General features: G+C 69.0%; 17 protein-coding genes and 1 tRNA gene. 9 read left to right on the top strand and 9 right to left on the bottom strand.

What is annotated here, in order from left to right; genetic code table 11:
- Window positions 1-2: 2 nt before the first annotated feature.
- Together AC07VX_RS16085 and cysM are read right to left on the bottom strand one after the other, a co-directional pair.
- Entirely contained in the window at window positions 3-548 is a 546-nt protein-coding gene (locus tag AC07VX_RS16085) for an NUDIX domain-containing protein (protein WP_493167428.1), read from the bottom strand.
- Complete coding sequence (gene cysM, locus AC07VX_RS16080; RefSeq protein WP_493167429.1) at window positions 545-1,441, bottom strand: cysteine synthase CysM; 897 nt, start codon at window positions 1,439-1,441, stop codon at window positions 545-547. The genes AC07VX_RS16085 and cysM overlap by 4 nt, the downstream gene beginning before the upstream one ends.
- Window positions 1,442-1,531: 90 nt before the next feature.
- Here cysM and AC07VX_RS16075 point away from each other — a divergent pair.
- Together AC07VX_RS16075 and AC07VX_RS16070 are read left to right on the top strand one after the other, a co-directional pair.
- Window positions 1,532-1,616, top strand: a tRNA-Leu gene (locus AC07VX_RS16075).
- An 89-nt stretch (window positions 1,617-1,705) separates the two neighbouring features.
- Window positions 1,706-2,287, top strand: coding sequence for a rhomboid family intramembrane serine protease (locus AC07VX_RS16070; RefSeq protein ID WP_493167430.1), 582 nt, complete (start codon window positions 1,706-1,708; stop codon window positions 2,285-2,287).
- Here the strand turns inward: AC07VX_RS16070 and AC07VX_RS16065 are convergent.
- Window positions 2,284-3,171: an SDR family oxidoreductase gene (locus AC07VX_RS16065; protein WP_493167446.1), complete on the bottom strand. Its 888-nt coding sequence runs from the start codon at window positions 3,169-3,171 to the stop codon at window positions 2,284-2,286. The two genes, AC07VX_RS16070 and AC07VX_RS16065, sit on opposite strands and share 4 nt — an antisense overlap.
- Window positions 3,172-3,218: 47 nt before the next feature.
- Between AC07VX_RS16065 and AC07VX_RS16060 the strand changes: the two genes are divergently transcribed.
- The 5 genes from AC07VX_RS16060 (at window position 3,219) to AC07VX_RS16040 (ending at window position 10,109) form a co-directional block, all read left to right on the top strand.
- Window positions 3,219-4,247, top strand: a complete 1,029-nt coding sequence (locus AC07VX_RS16060) for a CDP-6-deoxy-delta-3,4-glucoseen reductase (protein WP_493167431.1) — start codon at window positions 3,219-3,221, stop codon at window positions 4,245-4,247.
- Window positions 4,248-4,252: 5 nt separating this feature from the next.
- Entirely contained in the window at window positions 4,253-4,981 is a 729-nt protein-coding gene (locus tag AC07VX_RS16055) for a 2OG-Fe dioxygenase family protein (RefSeq protein ID WP_493167432.1), read from the top strand.
- Between the two features lie 95 nt (window positions 4,982-5,076).
- The gene (locus tag AC07VX_RS16050) at window positions 5,077-6,129 is read left to right on the top strand and encodes a Leu/Phe/Val dehydrogenase (RefSeq protein WP_495122018.1); all 1,053 of its coding nucleotides are present in this window, start codon (window positions 5,077-5,079) and stop codon (window positions 6,127-6,129) included.
- 157 nt (window positions 6,130-6,286) lie between these two features.
- Window positions 6,287-7,759 (top strand): OmpP1/FadL family transporter, encoded by a 1,473-nt coding sequence (locus tag AC07VX_RS16045; protein ID WP_493167434.1) that lies wholly within the window; start codon window positions 6,287-6,289, stop codon window positions 7,757-7,759.
- Between the two features lie 13 nt (window positions 7,760-7,772).
- Window positions 7,773-10,109 carry an alkaline phosphatase D family protein gene (locus AC07VX_RS16040; RefSeq protein WP_493167435.1) on the top strand — a complete coding sequence of 779 codons (2,337 nt, stop codon included), beginning with the start codon at window positions 7,773-7,775 and terminating at the stop codon, window positions 10,107-10,109.
- A gap of 147 nt (window positions 10,110-10,256) precedes the next feature.
- Here the strand turns inward: AC07VX_RS16040 and AC07VX_RS16035 are convergent, their stop codons facing one another.
- The 4 genes from AC07VX_RS16035 to AC07VX_RS16020 are packed head-to-tail and all read right to left on the bottom strand — an operon-like array spanning window position 10,257 to window position 13,813.
- Window positions 10,257-10,979 (bottom strand): ABC transporter ATP-binding protein, encoded by a 723-nt coding sequence (locus AC07VX_RS16035; protein WP_493167436.1) that lies wholly within the window; start codon window positions 10,977-10,979, stop codon window positions 10,257-10,259.
- A 15-nt stretch (window positions 10,980-10,994) separates the two neighbouring features.
- The gene (locus tag AC07VX_RS16030) at window positions 10,995-11,780 is read right to left on the bottom strand and encodes an ABC transporter ATP-binding protein (protein WP_493167437.1); all 786 of its coding nucleotides are present in this window, start codon (window positions 11,778-11,780) and stop codon (window positions 10,995-10,997) included.
- Between the two features lie 13 nt (window positions 11,781-11,793).
- A complete protein-coding gene (locus AC07VX_RS16025) occupies window positions 11,794-12,876 on the bottom strand; it encodes a branched-chain amino acid ABC transporter permease (protein ID WP_493167438.1) in 1,083 nt (360 codons plus the stop codon).
- A 13-nt stretch (window positions 12,877-12,889) separates the two neighbouring features.
- On the bottom strand, window positions 12,890-13,813 hold the full coding sequence (locus AC07VX_RS16020) for a branched-chain amino acid ABC transporter permease (RefSeq protein ID WP_493167439.1): 924 nt from the start codon (window positions 13,811-13,813) through the stop codon (window positions 12,890-12,892).
- 305 nt (window positions 13,814-14,118) lie between these two features.
- Here AC07VX_RS16020 and AC07VX_RS16015 point away from each other — a divergent pair, with 305 nt between their 5' ends.
- Both AC07VX_RS16015 and AC07VX_RS16010 read left to right on the top strand, forming a co-directional pair.
- Window positions 14,119-15,966 (top strand): sensor histidine kinase, encoded by a 1,848-nt coding sequence (locus tag AC07VX_RS16015; protein ID WP_495122017.1) that lies wholly within the window; start codon window positions 14,119-14,121, stop codon window positions 15,964-15,966.
- On the top strand, window positions 15,959-17,299 hold the full coding sequence (locus AC07VX_RS16010; RefSeq protein WP_493167441.1) for a sigma-54-dependent transcriptional regulator: 1,341 nt from the start codon (window positions 15,959-15,961) through the stop codon (window positions 17,297-17,299). Before AC07VX_RS16015 ends, AC07VX_RS16010 begins: the two co-directional genes overlap by 8 nt.
- Here AC07VX_RS16010 and AC07VX_RS16005 read toward each other — a convergent pair.
- Entirely contained in the window at window positions 17,296-18,201 is a 906-nt protein-coding gene (locus tag AC07VX_RS16005; RefSeq protein ID WP_493167443.1) for an amino acid ABC transporter substrate-binding protein, read from the bottom strand. The genes AC07VX_RS16010 and AC07VX_RS16005 overlap by 4 nt on opposite strands.
- Window positions 18,179-19,471 (bottom strand): replication-associated recombination protein A, encoded by a 1,293-nt coding sequence (locus AC07VX_RS16000; RefSeq protein WP_493183918.1) that lies wholly within the window; start codon window positions 19,469-19,471, stop codon window positions 18,179-18,181. Before AC07VX_RS16000 ends, AC07VX_RS16005 begins: the two co-directional genes overlap by 23 nt.
- Window positions 19,472-19,512 lie beyond the last annotated feature (41 nt).

The following is a 19,512-nucleotide window of genomic DNA, read 5'->3' as shown; positions in this document are numbered from 1 at the left end:
GCTCATTCTCGCTTCATGTCGGTGAGGTCCAGCCACCGAGGTTCGATCCCCTTGGACCGCAGCCAGGTCGCCAGCGCCTGGCCCGTGCCCTGCGGCCAGCAGCGCACGTCCTCGGGCGCGAGCAGCTTGTACTCGGCCAGTTCGGGCGACAGACGGATCTCGCCCTGCGCCTGCGCGTGGTAGGCAATGATGATCTGGTTCATGCGCTGGAAGTCCCAGACGCCCAGAAGATTCAGGCCGTCGACCCGCAGCGAAGTTTCTTCCGCGATCTCGCGGCGAAGGCCCTCCTCAGGCGTCTCGCCGGCCTCCATGAAACCCGTGATGAGGCCGAAGAAGCGCCCCGGCCAGGCCGCGTTGCGGGCCAGCAGCACCTGGCCGTCGCGGTCGGTGCATTCGATGACGGCGGCCAGCACCGGCGTCGGGTTGTTCCAGTGCGTGAATCCGCAGGCAGGGCAGCGCAGCCGCGTCTTGTCGCCGCCGTCCTCGGCCTGGGAGATCCAAGCCAGCTCGGTCGCGCAGACCGGGCAGAACCTGAACTCGACGTTCATGCAGGAAAGACGCCTGTGGACAGATAGCGGTCGCCGCGGTCGCAGACGATGAAGGCGATGGTCGCGTTCTCCACCCGCTTCGCGATCTGCAGCGCCACCCAGCAGGCGCCCGCTGCCGAGATGCCGGCGAACAGGCCTTCCTCGCGGGCGAGGCGGCGCGCCATGTCCTCGGCGTCGTTCTGGCTGACCAGCACCAGCTCGTCCACGCCGCTGGGGTCGTAGATCTTGGGCAGGTAGGCCTCGGGCCACTTGCGGATGCCCGGAATGCGCGAACCCTCGGCCGGCTGGGCGCCGACGATGCGCACGGCCGGGTTCTTCTCCTTCAGAAAGCGCGAGACCCCGGTGATGGTGCCAGTGGTGCCCATGGCGCTGACGAAATGCGTGATCCGCCCGTTCGTGTCCTGCCACAGCTCCGGGCCGGTGGTCTCGTAATGCACGCGCGGGTTGTCGGCGTTGGCAAACTGGTCCAGCACCCGGCCCTTGCCTTCGCGGGCCATCTGCTCGGCCAGGTCACGGGCGTATTCCATGCCGCCGGTCTTGGGCGTGAGGATCAGCTCGGCGCCGAAGGCCTTCATCGTCTGCGCGCGCTCGATGGACAGGTCCTCCGGCATGATCAGCACCATGCGGTAGCCGCGGATGGCGGCCGCCATGGCCAGGGCGATGCCAGTGTTGCCCGAAGTCGCCTCGATCAGCGTGTCGCCGGGCTTGATCTCGCCGCGCTCCTCGGCGCGCCGGATCATGCTGATGGCGGGGCGGTCCTTCACGGAGCCTGCGGGGTTGTTGCCCTCCAATTTGGCCAGGATCACGTTGCCGCGCGCGTCCTCGCCGGGCAGCCGCTGCAGGCGGACGAGTGGCGTGGCACCGATGACGTCTTCGAGGGTCGGGTAGCTCATGCAGCCGATTGTGGCAGCGGCTTCAAAGTCCCAGCCTTGACGAGTGCATAATCCAGCCCCTCGCCGCGATGGCGATCTGTGAGTCCGATGGCCCGGGTGGCGAAATCGGTAGACGCAGGGGACTCAAAATCCCCCGCCGCAAGGTGTGCCGGTTCGAGTCCGGCCCCGGGCACCATAGGGCTCACAACCCCTGGCATACACTCAAACGGTAAGCATCGGCCTTCCCGATTGCGAAGCGCCGCTTCGGCGCACAGCCGCGCCCTCATGCCTCCGCTGCCCTCGGTCACCAAAGCCTTCCTGCTGGCCTGCGTCGGCTTCTTCTTCTTCTTCGAACTCTTCCCGGGCCTGGCCTTCTGGTTCGAACTCTGGCCGCTGGCCACGGGCGCCTTCATGCCCTGGCAGGTGGTGAGCTACGCCTTCCTGCACGGCGACTTCACCCATCTGCTGTTCAACATGCTGGGCCTGTGGATGTTCGGCGGCGAGCTGGAGCGCGTCTGGGGTCCGCGTCGCTACATGCAGATCCTCGTCGCCAGCACGCTCAGCGCGGCCCTGGTGCAGCTGCTCTTCACCTGGGCCATCGGCTCGGGTTCGCCCACGGTAGGTGCCTCGGGCGCCATCTTCGGCCTGCTGCTGTCCTTCGGCATGCTGTTCCCCAACCGCATCATCGTGCCGCTGATCCCGCCGATCCCGATGAAGGCCAAGGTTTTCGTGGCTGTCTTCGGTGGGCTGGAGCTCATCCTCGGCTTCAGCCGCACCAGCGGCATCGCCCACTTCGCCCACCTGGGCGGCATGCTGGGCGCCTGGCTGCTGGTCCGCCACTGGCGCTCGCCGCGGCGGCGCGGTTAAAGACCGTCCCGCGGCGTCGGGTAGCGCAGCCTCAGGCGCAGCTCGCGCTTGAGCCTGCGATTGGTCAGCCGGCGCGACTCGCTCCAGAAACTCAGCTGCATCGCGCTCATCCGCTCGGCAGCCTCGGCGCGCGAGATTCGCTCGGGCCGGGACAGTCCGGTCAGCTCGGCGGCCAGATCGAAGTAGTCGCCCATCAGCAATTGGCTGTCGTCGCAGACGTTGACGGCGCGTTGCGGCCGGCCGCGCAGCAGCGCGAGCACGCAGGCTGTGGCGAGATCGTCGGCATGGATGTGATTGGTGAACACGTCGTCCTCGCGCCGGAGCACCGGCGTGCCGCGCGACAGGCGCTCGCGCGGGTGACCACCCTCGCGGTCGCGGGCGTAGATGCCCGGGATGCGCAGCAGGCCGATGCGCGTGCCATGGCGCCTGCCGAAGGCGCGCAGCTGGGCCTCGGCGTCGACGCGGCGGCGCGCGCGGTCAGTGGCCGGATTCAGGGCGCGCATCTCATCGATGAAGGCGCCGCCGCAGTCGCCGTAGACGCCCGTCGTGCTCGCGTAGACGAGGGTCGCCGGGGGCTTGCGCGCCAGCGCCGTCAGCAGGTGGCGGGTGCGCCTGTCCGCATCCCCCTCGCGGGCCGGCGGCGCCAGATGCAGCACGAGGTCAGCAAGGCCCGCCAGACGCGCCAGCGTGGCCGGGTCGTCGAGGTTGCCCACCAGCGGTACGGCACCCGCCTCGCGCAAGGCAGCGGCGCGATCCGGCGACGAGGTCAGCGCGAACACGCGCCAGCGGCCGGCCAGCGCCTTGAGCACACGCAGGCCGACATCGCCGCAGCCAATGATGAGGAGTCGTGGGGTCAAACCGGCCTCGGGCAAAATGGCGGGCAGTCTACGGCCCAGTGAATCTCATGTGGGGCCGCTTTTTTTTGAAACCCATGTCCCACCAGATCACCATCCAGCCCGCCGGCCGCGTCTACCAGACCGAGGGCGACGACACCCTGCTCGCCGCCGCCATCCGCAACGGTGTCGGCCTGCCCTATGGCTGCAAGGACGGCGCCTGCGGCTCCTGCAAGAGCAAGCTGCTGGAAGGCGCCGTCATCCATGGCAACCACCAGCCCAAGGCCTTGTCGGCCGAGGAAGAGGCCGCCGGTTTCGTGCTGACATGCTGCGCACGACCGCAGACCGACTGCACCATCGAGGCCCGCACCGTGCCCGGCGCCGGCGAGTTCCCGGTGCTCAAGCTGCCCTCGCGCGTGACGGCCATCGCCCGCCCTGCGCCCGACGTGGCCGTGCTGACGATGCAGCTGGCCGCCAACCAGAACTTCCAGTTCCGGGCCGGCCAGTACGTCGAGTTCATCCTGCGCGACGGGTCGCGTCGCAGCTATTCGATGGCCAATGCGCCGCACTCGCTGCCGGGCCAGATCGAGCTGCACATCCGGCACATGCCTGGCGGCAAGTTCACCGACCACGTCTTCGGCGCGCTCAAGGAGAAGGACATCCTGCGCATGGAAGGCCCCTTCGGCAGCTTCTTCCTGCGCGAGGACAGCGCCAAGCCCATCGTGCTGCTGGCCAGCGGCACGGGCTTCGCACCCATCAAGGCCATCATCGAGCGCGCCCGCCACATCGAGTCGACGCGGCCCATGGTGCTGTACTGGGGCGCCCGCAAGCAGGCCGACCTGTATCTGAACGACTGGGCCGCGCAGATCGCGGCCGAGTGGCCGATGCTGCGCTATGTGCCGGTGCTGTCCGAGCCGGAAGCCGGCTGGACCGGCCGGACGGGCTTCGTCCACCGCGCCGTCATGCAAGACCACCCCGACCTGTCCGGCCACCAGGTCTATGCCTGCGGCGTGCCGATCATGGTCGAGTCGGCGCACAAGGATTTCGTCGCCCAGTGCAAGCTGCCTGACGAAGAGTTCTACGCGGACGCGTTCACCTCCGAAGCCGACAAGCACGCGGCAGGCTGAACGCGATGTTCGAGCCGCCCTGGACCGATCCTGCCGACATCGTCGGCGCCCTGCAGCGCAATGGCGAGGCCGTGCTGGCACCCGCGTCGCTCGGCGTGCTGGGCGTGTCGGCGGCCGAGCTCGAGGCGCTGCGCCCCTGCTGGGACGACCTGCCGCCCGACGGCTATCTGCGCGACGGCGGCCGCTACCGCTTCCGCCGCCACGGCTGCTTCGTGGCCGAAGGCGACACGCTCACCCTCAGCCCGCACCGCGCCCACTGGCAGCCGCTGGACTACAACGCGCTGCACGGCGGCATCCAGCGCTGGTATGTGCCGCTGGCGCAGGAGATGCTGGCCTCGCCCGCCTGGACGGCCCTGCTGCTGGGCCTGGCACGGGTCACCTCCGCCTTCAAGGGCGAGCGGCCCTGGTTCATCGAGGCCCACCCGTTTCGCATCGACACCAGTGACGGCATCGGCCGCCCGACACCCGAGGGCGCCCACCGCGACGGCGTGGACCTGGTGGCGGTGCTGATGGTGGGCCGCCACCAGATCAAGGGCGGCGAATCGCGCGTTTTCGAAGCCCACGGCCCCGCCGGACAGCGCTTCACGATGACCCAGCCCTGGACGACGCTGCTGCTGGACGACGAGCGCGTCATCCACGAAACCACGCCCATCCAGCCGCTGGAAGCGGGCGAGCGCGGCTGGCGCGACACCCTGGTCATCACCTTGCGAAGGGACGGCTTCCAGGGCCCCTGACCGCCGCGCCACGTCGCTCCGTAGAATCCCGAACGGCCACGCCACAAGCGTGGCCGTTCTTCTTCCACTGCCGCGCTTACCCAGCGCCTTCCATGATGACGACCTCCCTCTTCGGCCTGCCCGAGCAAGCACCCCACGAGCGCGTGCTGCTCGCCACCGACCCGGCCACCGGCCTCAAGGCCATCCTCGCCGTGCACAGCACCGCCCGCGGCCCCGCCTTCGGCGGCTGCCGCCTGTGGCACTACGAGTCCGAAGCCGCCGCGCTCAACGACGCGCTGCGACTGTCCCAGGGCATGAGCCTGAAGAACGCGCTGGCCGACCTGCCCTTCGGCGGCGGCAAGGCCGTCATCCTGAAACCCGAGGGTCAGTTCGACCGCCCTGCCCTGTTCGCCGCCTTCGGCCGCGCCGTGCAGTCGCTGCAGGGGGCCTACATCACTGCCGAGGACGTCGGCACAACGACGGCCGACATGCGCGGCATGCAGGCTGTCACGCCGTTTGTGAGCGGCATCCCGCGCGAAGGCGCATTCGGCGGCGACCCCAGCCCCAAGACGGCCTGGGGCGTGTTCGTCTCCATCCAGGCCGGCGCCCGCCTCGTGCTGGGCCGTCAGTCCCTGGACGGCGTGCGCGTCGCGCTGCAGGGCCTGGGCGCCGTGGGCTGGCACCTTGCCGAGTTCCTTCACCAGGCCGGCGCCAAGCTGGTCGTGGCCGACGTGGATGCAGCCAAGGTCGAGCGCGCCGTCGCGCAGTTCGGCGCCACCGCGGTCAGCGTAGCCGACATCCTGGCCGTCGACGTCGACGTGCTGGCACCCTGCGCGCTGGGCGCCTCGCTGAACGAGCAGACCGTGCCGACGCTGCGTGCCAAGCTGGTCGCGGGCGCCGCCAACAACCAGCTCGCCACGCCAGCCGACGGCGACGCGCTGCAACGCCGCGGCATCTGCTACCTGCCCGACTACCTGGTGAATGCCGGCGGCATCATCAGCGTGGCACGCGAGTACCGCAACGAGGGCGAGGAGAAGGCTGTGATGGCTGAGGTCAGCCGGATCGCCGAGCGCGTGGAGGAACTGCTGCAGCGCGTGCAGAGCGCCGACTCGACGCCGGCCCGCGTCGCCGACGACTGGGCACGCTCCAAGCTCGTCCGCGCGCTTTAACCAGGTCCATCCCTGGCGTGGCCGGACGGTGGCGTCCGGCCAACATCTAGAGAGCCCTCCCCAGTCCAGGGTTTCCCTGGACGGGTTTGTCCTCCGCGTGACACAGCCACTGCGCACAATCGCAGCGGTTACGCAAGATTACGGAGACAGACCCATCATGAGAAATCCACGTCCCACGGGCGCGCTGCGCCCGCTGCTGGTGGCCATCGCGCTGCTGCCGCTGGCGATCACGGCCCAGGCCGCCGGCTACCGCTTCGGCACCCAGAGCGCCGCTGCCGAGGGCACGGCCAATGCCAACGGCGCCGAGGCCGCCGACGCAAGCACGCTGTTCGCCAACCCCGCCGGCATCACGCGGCTCAAGGGCTGGAACTTCTCCGGCGTGCTGGACTATGTCGACCCCAAGACCCGCTTCACCGACCAGGGCTCCACCATCTCGCTGCCCGGCTCGGGCCTGCAGCCCCGCGCCACCGGCACTGCCGGTGACACTATGAGCTTCGCCAAGGGTCAGGCCGTGCCGCACGCCTACCTCAGCTACCAGGCCTCCGACACGCTGGCCTACGGCCTGGGCGTGTTCGTGCCCTGGGGCACCAAGCTCGGCTACCCCGAGGGCTGGGGCGGGCGCTACAACCTGCAGTCGGTGGAGCTGAAGTCGCTGTCGCTCAACCCCAACGTCGCCTGGAAGGTCTCGCCCGAGCTGTCGCTGGCCGCCGGCCTGAACGTGCAGTACATGGAAGGCAAGCTCAAGCGCGCCGTGCCCTACGCCTCTGTCTACGCGGCCGGTCTGCTCAATGCGGCCCACCAGGCCGCCGTGGGCGGCGCGCCGGGCCTGGCGCTGCAGCTGCAGCAGCAGGCGGCCCAGATCTTCGGCAATTCGTCCTACGACGGCAGCATCTCCGTCGACGGCAAGGACTGGGGCCTGGGCTTCAACGCCGCCCTGCTGTGGGAGCCCGCCGCAGGCACCCGGGTGGGCCTGAGCTACCGCAGCAGCGTCACGCACAAGCTGCGCGGCCACGCTGACTGGACCCAGCCCGGCAACCTGCCCGCCACCGTTCTGGCCGCCATCACCGCAGCGCCCTACAACGGCATCTCGGCGCTGGACCACAACGACTCCGACGCCAGCCTGTCGGTGCGCACGCCCGAGTCGCTGTCCGTGCACGGCTTCCAGCAACTCACGTCCACCATCGCCGTGATGGGCGACTTCACGATCACGCGCGACTCGCGCCTGAAGCAGCTGCGCATCGACTTCGCGAACTCGACGGCCGACTCCATCACCGCGGAGCACTGGAAGGACAGCACCAAGGTGTCGGTCGGCGCGCAATGGAAGGCCCTGCCCTCACTGCTGCTGCGTGCCGGTTACAGCAAGGACGTCTCGCCCGTGCCCTCGGCCACGCGCAGCCCGGCCCTGCCCGACGCCGCTCGCACCTGGCTCGCGCTGGGCGCCAACTGGGCGCTGATGGACAACGCCAGCGTCGACGTCTCCTTCGGCCACGTGAAGCTCAAGGACGCCGCGATGAACGCGACGGACGACGGCGACGGCGACAGCCCGTGCAACTGCTCCTTCGCCACCGCACGCGGCAATTACGCCACCAAGGCCACCATCTTCGGTGTCCAGTTCAACTACAAGTTCTGAGGAGGCGAACATCATGGATCGCCGCAGTTTTCTCCGCCGCAGCGCCGCTCAAGCGGGCGCCCTGATCACCGCCTCCACGGCCCTGTCCAGCCTCGTCGGCTGCGGCGGCGGCGGTGACGCCGGCACGCCCATCCAGCCGCTGCCCGCCACCTTCCCCGGCAGCAGCACGCCGCTGCCGACCACCTCTGCCGCCAGCGGCACGTTCAAGTTCCCGCAGTCGATCGCCTCGGGCGACCCCAAGCCCGACGGTGCCGTGCTGTGGGCCCGTGTCGTGCCCAGCACGGCCGATGACGTGACCAGCGCCGCAGGCGCCGGCAGCTACAACGTGACGCTGAAAATCAGCAGCGCGGCCGGCAACGCCGCCCTGCTCGGCACGACCTCGGCGCTGACCGGCAGCACCGACGCCACCGCCGACGTGCCGGTTTACGAGTTCTATGACCACACCCTGCGCCACCGCATCAGCGGGCTGCAGCCTGCCACGGTCTACTACTACCAGTTCACCGCCGGCAGCAGCGTCTCGCGCATCGGCCGATTCAAGACGGCCCCCGCCGCCGAAGCCGACATCAGCGCGCTGAACTTCGCCTTCATCTCCTGCCAGGACTGGAGCGTCAACCACTGGGCAGGGATGGACTCGCTGGCCCAGGAGAACGTGGACTTCATCGTCCACCTGGGCGACTACATCTACGAGGCCGTCGGCGCCGACTACCAGGCCGGTGGGGTCGAGAGCGCCCACGCGGCGCTGGTGCTGCCTGCCGGTACGGCTCTGCCCACCGGCGGCAAGTACGCGACGACCATCGCCGACTACCGCTACCTCTACAAGCGCTACCGCACCGACCGCCGCCTGCAGAACCTGCACGAGCGCTTCGCCTTCGTGGCCGTCTGGGACGACCACGAGTTCAGCGACGACTGCTGGCAGGACCGCGAGACCTACGACAACGGCACGTTCAACGCGACGACCCAGGTCGGCGACAACACCGCCCAGACCTCGCGCCGCCTGGCGGCGAACCAGGCCTGGTTCGAGAACATGCCGGCCGACATCAGCTTCACGCTGGACCCGGGCCAGGGCATCACCGGCATCCGCATCTACCGCGACCTGAAGTTCGGCAAGCTGATGCACCTGGTCATGACCGACCAGCGCCTGTACCGCGCCGACCACCTCATCCCCGAGGCCGCGCCCAGCCCGCTGACGGGCCAGGCCGTCGGCAGCATTGGCGCGCGCTACATGGTGCCGCAGGCCACGCTGGCCGGCGTCGAGGCCGCCAAGCTCACGGCCGGCGCGACGCTGCCCGACCCGCTGGCCCTGGTCAGCGTGCTGGGCGGCGCCCAGCGCCAGTGGTGGGTGCAGACGATGACCACCTCCACCGCGCAGTGGAAGGTCTGGGGCAACGAGGTTTCGCTGCTGCGCATGGGCATCGACGGCAACAAGATCCCCACCGCACCCGCCGCCTTCAAGGCCAAGTTCGTGCTGAACGCCGACCAGTGGGACGGCTTCAACGCCGAGCGCAAATACTTGATGGGCCAGCTGCTGGCCAAGGGCGTGAAGAACGTCGTCGCCGTCACCGGCGACATCCACGCCTTCTATGCCGGCGTGGTGATGGCCGACTACGACGCCGCCACGCCGGTGCCGGCGATGGTGGACCTCGTCACGGCTGGCGTGTCCAGCAACTCGAACTTCAGCTATTTCTACGGTGCTGCGACCACCCCGTCGTTCGCCGCGCTGAAGCCGCTGGTGGCCACCAGCGAGGCCGAGGCCGAAGGCATCGCCATCCAGATGCTGAGCGCGGCCATCGCCATCGCGGCCGGCGTGACCGACCTGAGCAACACGGCCGCCATCCAGGCCGCCGTGCAGGGCGCCATCCTCGCCGGCAAGGTGCCGGCCGCGGCGTTCGCGCCGACGGCTACGCTGTCCAAGGCCGTCATCAACACCTTCGACGAGACGCAGGCCGGCACGATGGGCGGCATCGTCGCCAGCACCATCGCAGGCCTGGCCGGCGCGGGCAAGTCGGTGGCCGCGATGACGCTTTACGGCCTGATCCAGCAGTCGCTGGCCGCGGCCCTCGGCATCCCGGCCAACCTGGTACCCGCCTCGGAAATCGTCAAGCGCCTGAACCCCTTCGCCAACTCGACGACGGGCGCGCCGCCGACGGTCAACAACCCCTGGATCAAGCATGTCGACAGCGACGCCCAGGGCTATGCCGTCGTGTCGCTCAGCAAGACCGAGCTGATCTGCACGTTCAAGAAGATGGCTCGCCAGGTCGGTGGCACCGCGCCGGCGACGCCGGTGGCCAGCGTCAAGACCGTGCGCGTCGCGGCCGGCGTGACCGACGTCAGCGTGGTGGCGAGCCTCTAAGACCAGTCCATCGTCCGGAAACACAAACGCCCGGTTCAACCGGGCGTTTGTTCATCCGGCGACCGCCGTGGAACTGGCTTTGCCAGGCCACAGGCGGCGCCCCCTTGAGGGGGAGGCGCGTCAGCGCCTCGGGGGGGGGGTAGGCTGTTACTCGCCCAGGTAAGCCGCGCGCACCTTGGGGTCGTTCAAGAGCGCGTGCCCCTCGCCGTCCATCGTCACCTCGCCCGACTCCATGACGTAGCCGCGGTTGGCCAGCTGCAGCGCGCGGCTGGCGTTCTGCTCGACCAGCAGGATGGTCACGCCCTGCTGATGGATGTCGTTCACGACCTCAAAGATCTTGTCCACCATGATGGGCGACAGGCCCATGGAGGGCTCGTCCAGCAGCAGCACCTTGGGGCGGGCCATCAGCGCGCGGCCCATGGCCAGCATCTGCTGCTCGCCGCCGGACATGGTGCCGGCCAGTTGCTTGGCGCGCTCCTTGAGCCGCGGGAAAAGGCCGAAGACCTTGTCCATGTCGGCCTGGATCTCGCCGTCGTTGCGGTTGTAGGCGCCCATCTGCAGGTTCTCGATGATGGTCATGCGCGTGAACGTGCCGCGGCCTTCCGGCACCATCACCAGGCCTTGCTTGGCCAAGTCCCAGGCGCCCTGGCCCTTGATAGCCCGGCCGAGGTATTCGACCGTGCCAGCGGCCACCGGCTGCAGGCCCGTGATGGCCTTCAGCGTCGTCGTCTTGCCGGCGCCGTTGGCGCCGATCAGCGACACCAGTTCGCCCTCGCGCACCTCGAAGTTGACGCCCTTGACGGCCTGGATGCCGCCGTAGGCCACCTTCAGGCCGCTGACCTTGAGCAGGGTTTGCTTTGCTTCTGCCATGTTCTTGTTCTCCGCTCAGTGGGCCTTGTGGCCAGCGCCCAGATAGGCTTCGATGACCTTCTCGTTGCTCTGCACCTCGGCCGGCGTGCCTTCGGCGATCTGCTTGCCGTAGTCCAGCACGGTCACGCGGTCGCACAGGCCCATGACCAGCTTCACGTCGTGCTCGATGAGCAGGATGGTGCGGCCGTCGTTACGGATGCGGTCGATGAGTTCGCGCAGCACGACCTTCTCGGTCGCGTTCATGCCGGCGGCGGGTTCGTCCAGCGCAATGAGCTGCGGATCGGTGGCGAGGGCCCGGGCGATCTCCAGGCGGCGCTGGTCGCCGTAGCTCAGCGTGCGGGCCTTGAACTCCGCATATTTGCCGATGCCGACGTAGTCCAGCAGTTCCTGCGCACGCGCCTTGATGGCAGCCTCTTCGGCCTTGAACGCAGGCGTGCGCAACACCGCGCCCAGCAGGCCGGACTTGGTGCGCACGTGCCGGCCCACCATGACGTTCTCCAGCGCCGTCATCTCGGCGAACAGCCGGATGTTCTGGAAGGTGCGGGCGATGCCGGCCTTGGCCACCTGGTGCACGGCCTGCGGCGTGTAGGGCGTGCCGCCCAGCGAGAAGCTGCCGCCGTCGGGCACGTACAGGCCCGTGATGACGTTGAAGAAGGTCGTCTTGCCGGCGCCGTTGGGGCCGATCAGGCCGTAGACCTGGCCGCGCTGGATCTGGATGCCGACGTCGGACAGGGCTTGCACGCCGCCGAAGCGCTTGGACGCGCCGCTGACGTTGAGAACGATGTTGTCGTGGGTGCTCATGAGCGGTTCCTCCTCACTTCGCGGGCTTGGGGGCGGCCTTGCCGTGCTCCGGCGCGGGCCACAGGCCGCGCGGGCGGGCCAGCATGATGCCGATCATCGCGAGCGCCACCAGCAGCTGGCGCAGGATGGAGGCGTCCAGGCGGCCGTCGGTCATCTGCTGCAGCGGGCCGGCCACGTAGCGCAGCACCTCGGGCAGAGCCGACAGCATCAGCGCGCCGAGGATGACGCCGGGGATGTGACCGATGCCGCCCAGCACCACCATCGCGACGATCATCACCGACTCCTGCAGGCTGAAGGACTCGGGCGACACGAAGCCCTGGAAGCTCGCGAACATCGCGCCCGACACGCCGCCGAAGGTGGCGCCCATGCCGAAGGCCAGCAGCTTGAGGTTGCGGGTGTTGATGCCCATGGCCTTGGCGGCGATCTCGTCCTCGCGGATGGCCATCCAGGCACGGCCGATGCGCGAGTTCTCCAGGCGGTAGCAGATCACCACGCCGGCCACGACGAGGGCCAGGAAGAGGTAGTAGTACAGCGTCACCGAGGGCAGCGTGTAGTCACCAATCTGCAGTGACTTGCCCAGGTCCACACCGAAGATGTGGAAGGAGTCGATCTGGCCGATGCCGCGCGGGCCGTTGGTGATGTTGAGCGGGTACTCCAGGTTGTTCAGGAACACCCGGATGATTTCGCCGAAACCCAGCGTGACGATGGCGAGGTAGTCGCCGCGCAGCTTCAGCGTCGGCGCGCCGAGCAGCACGCCGAACAGCGCCGCGAGCGCTGCGCCCGCGGGGATGACGAGCCAGATCGGCGAGTGCAGGCCGGTCGGGAACATGGCCTGGAAGGCCTCGAAGTTCTCGCTCAGATGCGGGCTGGCCATCAGGCCGAACATGTAGGCGCCGACGGCGTAGAAAGCCACGTAGCCCAGGTCCAGCAGGCCGGCGTAGCCGACGACGATGTTCAGGCCCAGCGCCAGCAGCACGTAGAGCAGCGCCAGGTCGATGATGCGGACCGGACCATTGCCGAGCTGCTGTGCGAACAGCGGCACGACCAGCAGGCCGATGGCGGCGGCGAGGAAGGTGAAGAGTTTCTTGGTGTTCATGTCTAGGCTCCCTTCAGGCGCGATCGGCAACGCGCTCGCCGAGCAGGCCCGAGGGGCGCAGCGTCAGCACGAGGATGAGGGCGACGAAAGCGAAGATGTCGGCGTAGTGGCTGCCCAGCACGCCACCGGTCAAGTCGCCGAGATAGCCGGCGCCGATAGCTTCGATGAGGCCCAGGAGCACGCCGCCGACGACCGCACCGGCTAGGTTGCCGATGCCGCCCAGCACGGCCGCCGTGAAGGCCTTCAGGCCCGGCATGAAGCCCATGGTGTGCTGCACCGTGCCGTAGTTGGCCGCCCACATCAGGCCGGCCACGGCCGCGAGTGCGGCGCCGATGACGAAGGTGGTGGAGATGATGAAGTCGGGCTTCACGCCCATCAGGCCGGCCACCCGCGGGTTCTCGGCGGTGGCGCGCATCGCGCGGCCCAGCTTGGTGTAGTTCACCAGGTACATCAGCGCCGCCAGGATGGCGACCGTCAGGCCCAGGATCAGGCACTGCGTGACGGTGATCACCGGACCACCCAGGTCGAAGGGCGTGGTGGGCAGCAGCAGCGGGAAGGGCTTGGGGTTGGGCTTCCAGATGATCATGGCCAGCACCTGCAGCAGCAGCGACATGCCCATGGCAGTGATCAGCGGCGCCAGGCGCGGTGCGTTGCGCAGCGGCCGGTAGGCAATCTTCTCGACCGCGAAGTTCAAGGTGGCACAGACGACGATGGCGGCCGCGAGGCCGATGACCATCAGCAGCCAGCCAGGAAGGCCGGAATCCGCCAGCAACGTGACCAGCGTCCAGCTGACCATGGCGCCGACCATCAGGATCTCGCCGTGGGCGAAATTGATGAGGTTGATGATGCCGTAGACCATCGTGTAGCCCAGGGCGACGAGGGCATACATGCTCCCCAGCACCAGGCCATTGATGATCTGTTGAATCAGAGTCTCCATGAGGGCTCCAGAAGATTTCGTTGGGCGCAGCATGCGCCACGCGACTCGGGACAAATCGCAACCCTCGTGCCAATCAAGGCGTTTCAAGGGTATTCACCGACGGGTTGAAAGCACCGACCGTTCCATCCGTCCCACGGGGACCGGACTGGTCAGAATTCACGAGTGTCGGCCACCAAAAACTGGGCGGAAATCCGCACAAACCGCACGCGGGCCGAGCGGTTCTCCGCCAGGGCCGAAAAAACAGCTCGCGGGCCTGTCATCGCCTCTTTGGCATGGGCACACTACACGGCCCGTTTGCCATGGTTGTGCCCGAAACCCTCCGCCCCCGCGCGCTGCGCCTGCTCCGGCTGCTGAGCCGTCCGAGCTTTCATTTCTTCCTGACCGGCCTGCTGATGGTGCTGGGCTTCGTGCTGGCGCACCGCCTCAGTGAACGCAGCGGCCGCGAGCAGCTTTCCGCACTGAGCACCGAGCGCCTGGAGCTCTACGCCAGCAACCTCGCCGCCGAGTTGGGGCGGCACGCCTCCCTGCCCAGCCTGCTGGCCATCGCGCCGACACTGGAAGCATTGATGCACGCGCCCGGTGACGAAGCGACCCGTCGCGCGGCCAGCCAGATGCTGGCGCGCGTGAACGTGCGTGCGGGCACCCACCAGATCTTCGTCGCCACACCGCAGGGCGAGGTGCTGGCCGCCAGCGAGACGCTGACGCCGCCGCCCCGCCTCGCCGAGGCGCTGGCCCAGGGCCGCGTGCACTTCTTCGCCGCCGACCCCAACACGGGCAGCACCGACTTCTATCTGCTGCACTCGCTTCGCCAGAGCGGCCGTGCCAGCGGCGTCATCGTCGTGCGTTTCAACCTCGCGCCGCTGGAAGCAACGTGGGTGGACCTGGGCTTGCGTTCGCAGGGCGAACGCATCCTCGTGGCCGACGACCAGGACGTCGTCATCATGAGCTCGGTGCAGGCCTGGAAGTACGCCGTGCTGGATCACGCTGACCCCTCGCGCCGCCAGGCCCTGCAGGCCAGTGCGCGCTACCCCCAGGCCATCGGCCCGGACCTGGAGCTGCCGGCCACGCTGGAGGTGCACCAGGGGCAGCAGGTGAGGCTCCCCCTGCCCGGGGCCACCGGTGCCAAGCCCATGCTGGCCCAGCAGCGCCAGATCGTGCCGCTGGGGCTGCGCCTCGTCGCGCTGTCCGATCTGAGCGAAGTGCGACAACGTGCTCAATACGCCGCCTGGGGCGGTGCGGCCTTCGGCGCGAGCATCGGCCTGCTGGTTCTGTATCTCTCGTCACGCCGACGCGCGCTGCGCCAGCTCACCCATGCCCAGGCCGCGCTGCGCGAGGCCCACGTCCAGCTCGAGCAACTGGTGGACAGCCGCACGGCCGAGCTGCGCCAGACCAACGACGCGCTGAAAACGCAGATCGCCCAGCGCCTGCAGACCGAGGGCGAACTGCTGCAGGCCAGCAAGCTGGCCGTGCTGGGGCAGATGTCGGCGGGGCTGTCGCACGAGGTCAACCAGCCGCTGACGGCGCTGCGGGCCCTGGCGCGCAACTCCATCCGCCTGCTGGAAACCGGCCGCGCCGAAGCCGTGGCGGCCAACCTGCAGATCATGGACGACATGGTCGAACGCATGAGCCGCATCACGCGCCAGCTCAAGAGCTTTGCGCGCAAGGCCGACGAGCAGGTGACCGGGTCGGTCTCGCTGCTGGACTGCGTGCGCAATGCATTGCTGCTGCTGGAGCACCGCAGCCGCGCGATGAACCTGCATACCGAGATCGACATTCCCCCGGGGCTGCGCGTGCACGCGGAAGCGAACCGGCTGGAGCAGGTGCTGGTCAACCTGTTCGGCAACGCCATCGACGCGATGCAGAACGAAGCCGAGCGCCGCCTCGTCGTGAACGTCACGGCCCAGGACGGCGGGCAGCGCGCCCTCGTGCGCGTGCAGGACAGCGGCCCCGGCGTCGGCGAGGCCGACCTGGCGCGCCTGTTCGAGCCCTTCTTCACCACCAAGCCCGCCGGCGAAGGCCTGGGCCTGGGCCTGGTCATTTCCGCCAAGATCGTCCACGAGTTCGGCGGCACGCTGCGCGCCGAAAGGCTGGACCATGGCATGAGTTTCGAGTTCGACCTGATGGTCGACACCTGGGAGAGCCAAGATGTTTGAGGGCTACAAGGTCGTGTTCGTCGAGGACGACCTGCCGGTGCGCGTGAGCCTCACGCAGACGCTGGAGCTGGAGGGCTTCGCCGTCGTCCCCTGTCGCAGCGCCGAGGAGGCCTTGCCCCATATTCAGCCCGGCGCGCCCGTCATCGTCATCACCGACGTACGCCTGCCCGGTATGGACGGCCGCGCGCTGCTGGCCCATGTGCAGGCCACCGACCCTGGCATTCCCACCATCCTCATCACTGCGCATGGCGACGTGACCATGGCCGTGCAGTCCATGCGCGCCGGCGCCTACGACTTCATCGAGAAGCCCTTCGCGCCCGAGCGACTGCTGGACGTGGCCGCTCGGGCGCTGAACCTGCGCACGCTGCGCCACTCGGCCGATGAGCTGCGCGCCCAGCTGCAGCGCGCCAGCGGCATCGAGGCCGCACTGCTGGGCCAGTCACCCGCCATGCTGCAGCTGCGCCGCCAGGTGCTCAACCTCGCCGGCACCTCGGCCGATGTGCTCATCGTCGGCGAGACCGGCACGGGCAAGGAGCTGGTGGCGCGCTGCCTGCACGACCAGAGCGCCCGCCGCGATCGCCACTTCGTCGCCATCAACTGCGGCGGCCTGCCCGAGGCACTGTTCGAGAGCGAGCTGTTCGGCCACGAGCCCGGCTCGTTCACCAGCGCGGCCAAGCGCCGCATCGGCAAGATCGAGCACGCCAACGGCGGCACCCTGCTGCTGGACGAGATCGAGACCATGCCCATCGCGTTGCAGATCAAGCTGCTGCGCGTGCTCCAGGAGCGCCGCGTGGAGCGCCTGGGCTCGAACGAGGAAGTGCCGGTCAACGTGCGCTTCATCGCAGCCAGCAAGTCCGACCTGAAGGAGCAGTCGACCAAGGGCGAGTTCCGCAGCGACCTCTACTACCGCCTCAACATCGCCACGCTCACGCTGCCGCCGCTGCGCGAGCGCCGCGAAGACATCCCGCTCCTGTTCGAGCATTTCGTGGCCCAGGCCTGCGCCCGCTACGAGCGCGCAGCGCCCGAGCTGACGCCTGAGAAGCTGCGCGAACTCATCGCCCACGACTGGCCGGGCAATGTCCGCGAGATACGCAACGCGGCCGACCGCTTCGTGCTGGCGCTGGACGACCTCGACCCCCAAGCCGCGCTGCAGGCCGTGCCGGCGCTGAATCTTGCGCGGCAGATGGACCTCATCGAGAAGACCCTGATCGAGCAGGCCCTGCGCCGCTGCGGCGGCAAGGTGCCTGCGGCCATGGAGCTGCTGGGCACGCCGAGGAAGACGCTGTACGACAAGCTGAATCGGCATGGCATCCAGCTGGATGCCTTTCGCTAGCGGTACTTGTCGGGATCAGGTGAATCGGTGGGCTGTGCGATGACGCGGCGGAAAGCCGCACTCATCGGCAGCTTGAGGTTCAACCCCTGCGAGGGCAGCGGCGACTCGAACCAGCGGCGGTAGATGGCGTGAATCTCGCCGCTGCGGTAGAGCCCGGCCAGCACCTCATCCACTAGCGCCTTGAACTGCGGGTCGCCCTTGCGCAGGCCGATGGCGTAGGGCTCCACCGTCAGCGCCTGGTCGGAGATGCGGTAGTCGTCCGCGCCCGGCCCCTGCTGGGCCAGCAGCGCGCGCAGCAACACGTCGTCCATCAGGAAGGCCGCGGCGCGGCCGCTCTTGAGCATCTGGAAGCCCTCTGGGTCGTCCAGCCCGCCGAGGATGCGGATGCCCAGATCCTGCTGCTCGTTGACCTTGGCCAGGTGCTGGATGCTGGTGGTGCCGATGGTGGAGGCCACCGGCAGCCCGCGCAGGTCGGCCAGCCCACGCACGCGCTCGCCGCCACGGGTCATCAGCCGCGTTTCGGCGATGAAGATGGTCAGAGAGAAGGCCTGCTGGCGGGCGCGCTCGGCGGTGTGCGTGGTGATGCCGCACTCCAGGTCCAGCGTGCCGTTGATGACCAGCGGCATGCGCGTGGCCGAGGCCACCTCGACGCGCCGCACTTCCAGGTCGGGCAGTTGAAGCTTGACTCGCACGGCGGCGACGATGCGGTCGCACAGCTCCACCGTGTAGCCGGTGGGGCGCAACTGGGCGTCGAGGTAGGAAAAGGGCAGCGAGGCGGGGCGGTAGCCGATGACGATGACACCGGTGTCGCGCACCCGGGCAAGCGTGGGCCCGTCGGCCGCCTGCGCGGTGCCGAGCCACAGCGCGGCCAGCGCTGCGCTAGCCGCCAGCAGCCGCTTCATCGTCCAGCCGGCGCAGCTCGGCCAGCTTGTCGGCAATGCGCGTCTCCAGCCCTCGCGGCACGGGCGTGTACCAGCCCTGCCCTTCCATGCCGTCAGGCAGGTATTGCTCGCCGGCCGCGTAAGCGTTGGGCTCGTCGTGGGCGTAACGGTAAGCGTGACCGTAGCCCAGCTCCTTCGTCAGCTTGGTGGGCGCGTTGCGCAGGTGCACGGGCACGGGGCGGGAGGTGTCCTGCTTGATGAAGGCCTTGACCTCGTTGAAGGCCTTGTAGACCGCGTTGGACTTGGGCGCGATCGCGAGGTAGACCACCGCCTCGGCCAGCGCCAGCTCGCCCTCGGGCGAGCCCAGGCGTTCGTAGGCCTCGGCGGCGTCCAGCGTGATGCGCAGCGCGCGCGGGTCGGCCAGGCCGATGTCTTCGCTGGCCATGCGGATGAGGCGGCGCGAGATGTAGCGGGCGTCCACGCCGCCATCCAGCATGCGTGCGAACCAGTACAGCGCGCCGTCCGGGCTACTGCCGCGCACGGACTTGTGCAGGGCACTGATGACGTCGTAGAACTGGTCGCCGCCCTTGTCGTAGCGTCGCAGCTGCTCGCCCAGGGCCCGCTCCAGCAGCGGCTCGTCGATCTGCGCGCCCTGCGCCAGCGAGGCGGCCGTGTCGAAGGCATTGAGCAGCCGGCGAGCATCGCCGTCGGCGTAGCCGACGAGGCGTTGCGCCGCCTCGGGCGTGGGTTCGGGCACGCCCAGCTCGGCGGCACCGCGGGCGATGAGCAGGCCCAGTTCCTCGGCGTCCAGGCTCTTGAGCACCTGCACCGTCGCGCGCGACAGCAGCGCCGAGTTGACCTCAAAGCTGGGGTTCTCGGTCGTCGCGCCGATGAAGGTGAAGAGGCCCGCCTCGACGTGCGGCAGGAAGGCGTCCTGCTGCGACTTGTTGAAGCGGTGCACCTCGTCGACGAACACCACCGTGCGCCGGCCCTGGGCCGCGGCGACCTGCGCGCGTTCGACGGCCTCGCGGATTTCCTTCACGCCGCCCAGCACCGCCGAGATGGCGATGAACTGCGCCTCGAAGGCGCCGGCCATCAGCCGCGCCAGCGTGGTCTTGCCCACGCCCGGCGGGCCCCAGAGGATCATGCTGTGCAGGCGGCCGGCGTCGAAGGCGACGCGTAGCGGCATGCCGGGGCCCAGCAGGTGGCGCTGGCCGATGACTTCGTCCAGCGTCTTCGGGCGCAGGCGCTCGGCGAGCGGGACGCCCTCGCGCGGTGGCACCGGTGCCACCGCAGGCCCCGAAACCGGTGTGTCGTCGTCGAACAGCGAGC

The sequence above is a fragment of the Roseateles sp. GW821-FHT03B02 genome, from assembly GCF_059421025.1.
This window is presented reverse-complemented; position numbering and strand designations above follow the sequence as displayed.

Bases quoted from the DNA above. Each gene is read 5' to 3' on its own strand.
- AC07VX_RS16085 (WP_493167428.1), bottom strand. From the start codon at position 548: ATGAACGTCGAGTTCAGGTTCTGCCCGGTCTGCGCGACCGAGCTGGCT.
- cysM (WP_493167429.1), bottom strand. From the start codon at position 1,441: ATGAGCTACCCGACCCTCGAAGACGTCATCGGTGCCACGCCACTCGTC.
- AC07VX_RS16070 (WP_493167430.1), top strand. From the start codon at position 1,706: ATGCCTCCGCTGCCCTCGGTCACCAAAGCCTTCCTGCTGGCCTGCGTC.
- AC07VX_RS16060 (WP_493167431.1), top strand. From the start codon at position 3,219: ATGTCCCACCAGATCACCATCCAGCCCGCCGGCCGCGTCTACCAGACC.
- AC07VX_RS16055 (WP_493167432.1), top strand. From the start codon at position 4,253: ATGTTCGAGCCGCCCTGGACCGATCCTGCCGACATCGTCGGCGCCCTG.
- AC07VX_RS16050 (WP_495122018.1), top strand. From the start codon at position 5,077: ATGACGACCTCCCTCTTCGGCCTGCCCGAGCAAGCACCCCACGAGCGC.
- AC07VX_RS16045 (WP_493167434.1), top strand. From the start codon at position 6,287: ATGAGAAATCCACGTCCCACGGGCGCGCTGCGCCCGCTGCTGGTGGCC.
- AC07VX_RS16040 (WP_493167435.1), top strand. From the start codon at position 7,773: ATGGATCGCCGCAGTTTTCTCCGCCGCAGCGCCGCTCAAGCGGGCGCC.
- AC07VX_RS16035 (WP_493167436.1), bottom strand. From the start codon at position 10,979: ATGGCAGAAGCAAAGCAAACCCTGCTCAAGGTCAGCGGCCTGAAGGTG.
- AC07VX_RS16030 (WP_493167437.1), bottom strand. From the start codon at position 11,780: ATGAGCACCCACGACAACATCGTTCTCAACGTCAGCGGCGCGTCCAAG.
- AC07VX_RS16025 (WP_493167438.1), bottom strand. From the start codon at position 12,876: ATGAACACCAAGAAACTCTTCACCTTCCTCGCCGCCGCCATCGGCCTG.
- AC07VX_RS16020 (WP_493167439.1), bottom strand. From the start codon at position 13,813: ATGGAGACTCTGATTCAACAGATCATCAATGGCCTGGTGCTGGGGAGC.
- AC07VX_RS16010 (WP_493167441.1), top strand. From the start codon at position 15,959: ATGTTTGAGGGCTACAAGGTCGTGTTCGTCGAGGACGACCTGCCGGTG.
- AC07VX_RS16005 (WP_493167443.1), bottom strand. From the start codon at position 18,201: ATGAAGCGGCTGCTGGCGGCTAGCGCAGCGCTGGCCGCGCTGTGGCTC.